This window comes from Methyloglobulus sp. (genome assembly GCF_046714055.1).
GTDB lineage: Bacteria > Pseudomonadota > Gammaproteobacteria > Methylococcales > Methylomonadaceae > Methyloglobulus.
This window is the reverse complement of sequence record NZ_JBKKBJ010000287.1, coordinates 1-4,934: the sequence shown is the minus strand read 5'-3', so window position 1 is coordinate 4,934 and position 4,934 is coordinate 1. Positions and strand designations below refer to the sequence as shown.

Annotated in this window: 8 protein-coding genes and 1 pseudogene; 1 reads left to right on the top strand and 8 read right to left on the bottom strand. The window is 47.3% G+C overall.

From position 1 onward, the window contains the following. Nucleotides 1-104 precede the first annotated feature (104 nt). The 7 genes from ACLQ6D_RS17465 to ACLQ6D_RS17435 form a co-directional block, all read right to left on the bottom strand. Nucleotides 105-659, bottom strand: coding sequence for a DUF3987 domain-containing protein (locus tag ACLQ6D_RS17465; protein WP_411728581.1), 555 nt, complete (start codon nucleotides 657-659; stop codon nucleotides 105-107). Continuing rightward, nucleotides 656-1,141, bottom strand: a complete 486-nt coding sequence (locus tag ACLQ6D_RS17460; RefSeq protein ID WP_411728579.1) for a hypothetical protein — start codon at nucleotides 1,139-1,141, stop codon at nucleotides 656-658. Before ACLQ6D_RS17460 ends, ACLQ6D_RS17465 begins: the two co-directional genes overlap by 4 nt. Before the next feature lie 114 nt (nucleotides 1,142-1,255). Then, the gene (locus tag ACLQ6D_RS17455; RefSeq protein ID WP_411728578.1) at nucleotides 1,256-1,444 is read right to left on the bottom strand and encodes a helix-turn-helix domain-containing protein; all 189 of its coding nucleotides are present in this window, start codon (nucleotides 1,442-1,444) and stop codon (nucleotides 1,256-1,258) included. An 84-nt stretch (nucleotides 1,445-1,528) separates the two neighbouring features. Then, the gene (locus ACLQ6D_RS17450) at nucleotides 1,529-2,026 is read right to left on the bottom strand and encodes a hypothetical protein (protein WP_411728577.1); all 498 of its coding nucleotides are present in this window, start codon (nucleotides 2,024-2,026) and stop codon (nucleotides 1,529-1,531) included. A gap of 189 nt (nucleotides 2,027-2,215) precedes the next feature. Then, nucleotides 2,216-2,446 carry a hypothetical protein gene (locus ACLQ6D_RS17445; protein WP_411728576.1) on the bottom strand — a complete coding sequence of 77 codons (231 nt, stop codon included), beginning with the start codon at nucleotides 2,444-2,446 and terminating at the stop codon, nucleotides 2,216-2,218. Nucleotides 2,447-2,493: 47 nt separating this feature from the next. After that, nucleotides 2,494-2,700: a hypothetical protein gene (locus ACLQ6D_RS17440; RefSeq protein WP_411728575.1), complete on the bottom strand. Its 207-nt coding sequence runs from the start codon at nucleotides 2,698-2,700 to the stop codon at nucleotides 2,494-2,496. Next, the gene (locus tag ACLQ6D_RS17435) at nucleotides 2,697-3,938 is read right to left on the bottom strand and encodes a tyrosine-type recombinase/integrase (RefSeq protein ID WP_411728574.1); all 1,242 of its coding nucleotides are present in this window, start codon (nucleotides 3,936-3,938) and stop codon (nucleotides 2,697-2,699) included. The genes ACLQ6D_RS17440 and ACLQ6D_RS17435 overlap by 4 nt, the downstream gene beginning before the upstream one ends. A 413-nt stretch (nucleotides 3,939-4,351) precedes the next feature. Between ACLQ6D_RS17435 and ACLQ6D_RS17430 the strand changes: the two genes are divergently transcribed. Continuing rightward, nucleotides 4,352-4,507: a hypothetical protein gene (locus ACLQ6D_RS17430; protein WP_411728572.1), complete on the top strand. Its 156-nt coding sequence runs from the start codon at nucleotides 4,352-4,354 to the stop codon at nucleotides 4,505-4,507. A 212-nt stretch (nucleotides 4,508-4,719) separates the two neighbouring features. Here the strand turns inward: ACLQ6D_RS17430 and ACLQ6D_RS17425 are convergent. After that, nucleotides 4,720-4,934, bottom strand: a pseudogene (locus tag ACLQ6D_RS17425) (IS30 family transposase); the annotation flags it as partial.

The following is a 4,934-nucleotide window of genomic DNA, read 5'->3' as shown; positions in this document are numbered from 1 at the left end:
CCAGATCGTTGATGTGTGTTGCCACGCATGGAACCAGTTCGCCAGCCAACCCGACACCATCCGAAATCTTTGCTCCCGTAAATGGGCTTTATTAATATGATAATCTATTGGGATTGGTATAACTTATCCATTAGTACATTTACTGGATCGCCTTTCCATTTTGGGTTAGCCGTGGCGTTTTTTATCGCCGTATTCAAGCCGTCATATTGAGCTTTCCATGCTGCATAATCGGCTTTGTGCTTCTCAACCAGTGGCTTTGCCTTTTCTTCCTCGCTGCGCTCATAATCTGCAATGGGCTTTGAAAAATAGCCGTCCAATGTGGTCTTACGTTCGCCAGAATCGGCAATCACCAGGGTGAATAAACTTGTTGGACTTTCCAGCTTATCGGCTCTCTTGGCGTTCACATGCCCTTGAATGGCTAAGGATAACGCGGTTAATGCGCTAGTCGCCACCATCGGCATCGGTGTTTTTACGAATGCCTGGACTTCCTCCACTGCCTTTTGTAAGGATTCCGGCAATGCGTCGATAGGATAGGGTTCTGGTTTTATTTTTGCGGTCAATGGTTGCGGGGATTGCCAACCAAAGGACGTAACATTGGTTGTTAAGGTTTGCGGTTTTCCGCCTTGAATGGCAGCTATGGCGCGGTCGTCCAGGTTCATACGCCCACCTCCATCCGTACCGACGTGATCGTTTCAATGGCCTGTTGTACTCGTACAAGTGCCGCATCGTCCAGGCTATGCCCGTTTAGCAAGTCGCCAATGGCTACCGCCAGGATCGTCGATTCAAACACTAGCTTGGGGAACATCTCATAACGGCTGAATCGTGGTATCGACTTACGCGCTGTGTATCGGTCGTAACCGTGATATTTGGTCTCGGGCGGGTCGGGGAATAGATCAGCCATCGTTAGGCCAATCGCCGCCAGGATTGCGTCAACGCTGCATCCGGCAAAGCAATGAAGAATTATGCCGCCGTTGTTGCCTACCTTGGCTGTCAGGGATGGATTGCGGTCGTCGTGCGCTGTACATAGGGCAAGGTGTTTCCCGTTTCCGGTGGCGCGTAAGCCTGATAGCCGTGCCAGTAGTATGTCCAGCTTGGTGTCGATTGATTGCGGCAATGCTACCGCGTTTAATTGTGTTTTCATCGGTTGAAATCCTAGAATATGGATAACACCGGATGATTCCCAACCGCTTGTAGGTTATAATCCTATTTCGTATCAAGTGGTTAATGACTACCCGGCCTAGTCGGTTAGGCCGGGTCAGTCTTGGGTTACTGTTCTTGATTCCAAGAAAGCGTCCAATGCTTCACGGGTATATCGGACATTTCGCCCGACTTTAATATAAGGCAGGTTGTAGCGTTTTGTACATCTCCACACTGTTAAGGTGTTTTCGGAAACGTCTAATTTTTCTGCGGCCTGTTTTGTGGTATATAAATCTCGGTATGACATCGTTCTTGTCCGTTAAAAGTGAGTAACGAACATCTTTTTAATGTACACATTGCGCCCTGTACACCCTCCGTGGTGATGTGTACATTAATATCTGATACCTCCATGTTTTTTACCGTCCTCTTTCCTTTTCCGTTTTTTTTCCCGTGCTTCCTCGACTATTGGTCGCCATTCCTTAATTAACCCATTCTGCTGCCTGATTACATCGTCCTTTTGCCTGATACAATCCCTTAGCCGCCCGTTTTCTTCAGCTTGCTTGATTATTTTGGCTTGGCATTCTTCAAGATTGCCGGGTATTACATGCCCCCATGCGGTGGAACGGAATGCGCCAAGCACGCTTACTGAGCTAATTGCAATAACGGAATGTAATAATGGGAAATCCTCAAACGGCTCTAGTCCGTACCATTTCCGCGCATGAGCCAGGATGTCATCTTGGCTAAACATTCCGTTATTGCGCTTGGGAAATGCCCTTTCCAGCCTTGTCCTGATTAGCTTATCCCAGTTCCTTGGAGTCTTGTCTTCGGGCTTGCCTACCCGTAAAACAATGAATTTAACGGCTTCCTTTTTGGTGAAATATTCAGGCATAACCACTCCATTAAAGTGCTATTCATTACTGAATAAGTAGCCAGCCAAGCGGGTAATGACTCCGCCTTATCGGTAGCGAACCTAGACTGGCTAAACGATTATATCCCTTGCTGTGCCTGTTTAAGGATTAATGCCAATGCTTCTCGCCCTTTCATCAACCCTATGATGATGTTTGTGTCAGGCAAATACTTAATTCCACTCATCGCGCATGGTCTTTTGGATTTCGAGAGGGTCGCCTTGGAATGAAGGTGACTTTGCCAGCACTCCGGCGTAATCGGTCATCAACGCGGTTTTTGCGCTTATGGCATTTGAATGTTCGGTCAGGGCATTTTTCACAACTTGCGCCGCGCCGATATGTTCCTGCTCAACTAGCCGTTTTAAAAGGGTTGTGGTTTCGTCATCAAGCTCTAAAGTCATCATCTTTTGCTCCCTGTCCAGTATCATTAGTAAGTTGCCTTATACCTACCCTATCGGTCATAGCATTCGTCGCGATTGAATTTGTCTGCCTTTAAACGTCCGCGATATTTAACTAATGTGGCGAGTGCGGCTTGTTTACGCGCTTGATCGTCCCCGTTTTGTTTGGCCTTTAGGCTTTCCGCTAAATCTAACACTTTACACGCGCTAGGCTCGGTCAGTGCCTTTACGGTTTCATATATTCGGTCTGCTATGTTCATAGTGTGTTCCTGTTAGTTTGGAAAATATCCGTTCTATTCGGGGCAATCTTCACCACATCGCCGCCGGATTTCACGCCAGCCGCTACCAGCATGGCATTGGTGGCGCGGTCTACGGAATCACGCACCGGGTCTAAGTCCAACCGTGCGTAGATAGCTGTGGTGCTGGGGGACTTATGGTTAAGGCTTTTGCCTACTATCGCCAATGACGCGCCTGTTTTGGCTTGCCAGCTTCCTAGCGTCCTGCGTAGGTCATGGATTCTCAGGTTTTCAATTCCTGCCCGTTCAAGTACCCGCTTCCAGCCCTTTTTAGGTTCTTCCAGGTGTCCTGATTTACCCACGCCAGGGAATACCCAAGTATCGTTAACGCCTTGCCGTGCTTTCAGGATTTCAACGGCTTCCATTGTGAGCGTTACGGTTTGGGGTTCGCCGTTCTTGGTCGTCGGTATGCGCCATTCAGCACGGCTTAGGTTGATGTGATTCCATTGCATCGCCATGACGTTTGAACGCCTCGCGCCAGTCAAAAGCGCAACCAGAAAAAAGTCCCGTAAGGTTTCGTTAGGCTCATCTGCCAATGCTTTGAAGAACGCGGGTAGTTCATCGGACTGTATAAACCTGTCGCGCTTGTTCTCTGGAAACTTTTTAATACCCATCGCCGGATTAATGCCTTTATACAGTTTTCGCTCCAGGGCATAGCTGAACAGGCTAGAAGCTAAGGCGATAATGCGGTTAGCTGTGGTCGGGTAGTCTTTGCCTATTTGCGTGTGAAGCTTTCCGAAGTCGGTATCCTTGAATCGGGATAATTGCCGATTGTTCCACTGCGAAAGGTACAGGTCGTAATCATAGCGGTAACTGCGCTTGGTTTTATCCGCAAGGTACGCGCCACGTCGGTTACGCCTATGCTTAAGGAACTCATCACACAACTGTTGTAAGGTGGTTTCAGTCTTTAATGCTCGGCTATCGGTGTTAGGATTGATCCCTTGCACCAATAGTGCATTAAGCCGCGCCGCTTCCCTACGTGCCTGTTCCACGGTCATATCTGGGTAACGGCCTAACGTAACGCGCTCCACGCCGCCATTTTTAACCCGCCTGTGTAGGCTAAAGGTTTTAACGCCAGTGTGCGTAACCCGAAGTTGTAGGCCGTTAGTCTTGGTGTCATGATAGGTGACACGCTTTCCAGCCGTCGGGATCGGTAAGCCTTCAATCGCTGCCTTTGTAAAACTGAGTTTGTTGTCTTCCATATCCTAATCCGGGGTAACAAAATAAATCTGGGGTAACACTGGGGTAACAAAAACTAGCAAAAATGGTTAATTTTCGTGTTACCCCATTAAGGATAGAATACGCTAAGTATATTGTTTTGTAAAGTCTAGTTAAGGTTGAGCAATTAGCAGAAAATAGTGGGACTTCAAATTCGTAATCAGTAGGTCGCGGGTTCGACTCCCGCCATTGGCTCCATATAAATCTATGTATTACGAGTAATAGAAGAGATTTTTTATTGCCTATGGGACACTAGAGGGGCACATCAAAATAATTTTTCACGATAACTCGCAACAAATCAGTAGAAAAATAATCCAATAACTTGTTACACTTGAACTGTGGAAAAACTCTATAGAATTCCATTTGCAAGTTTGGCAATTTATACACTGGAGCAAAAATGGCAACGCCAGTAAAAGACACGCCAGTGTTGACTGGTGAAGATGCACGAAAATTTGAACAATGGATGAAAGAAAACGAGGGCAAAAAGATTAGTCCTGAAGAATATAAACGCATTCAAGAAGCCGCTAAGAAATTCCGCGTTGTAAGTGGCTGATTGGATAATCCGCCGTTTGTCGGCTGAAGATGAGCGACCTTCGTTTGATTGCGGAGAACAAGACTTAAACGAATTTTTTGCGGTCGATTCAATAAAGAGCGGACGCGAACTACTGTCTGTTACCTATGTGGTAGTGGATAAAAGTGACATTGTTGCCTTTTTCAGCTTGTCTAATGATTGGCGGATTCAACTCCGAAGTGCAATCCTAGTGTTCATGCGGCCTCTTGCAAGAGTCCAGCAAAAAATACCGCATGGGGTGTCTTGTAATTGAGTGTTTTCCGAGGACGGTGGTCGGGCTTATTCATGGCCGCCCCGACATCTCCGTCAGTCATGTCCTCAAAACGGCTACCTTGGGTAAAGTGTTGCCTAACCAAACCGTTGGTGTTCCCGTTCAGGCCACGCCCCCAAGGGCAGTATGGATGTGCAA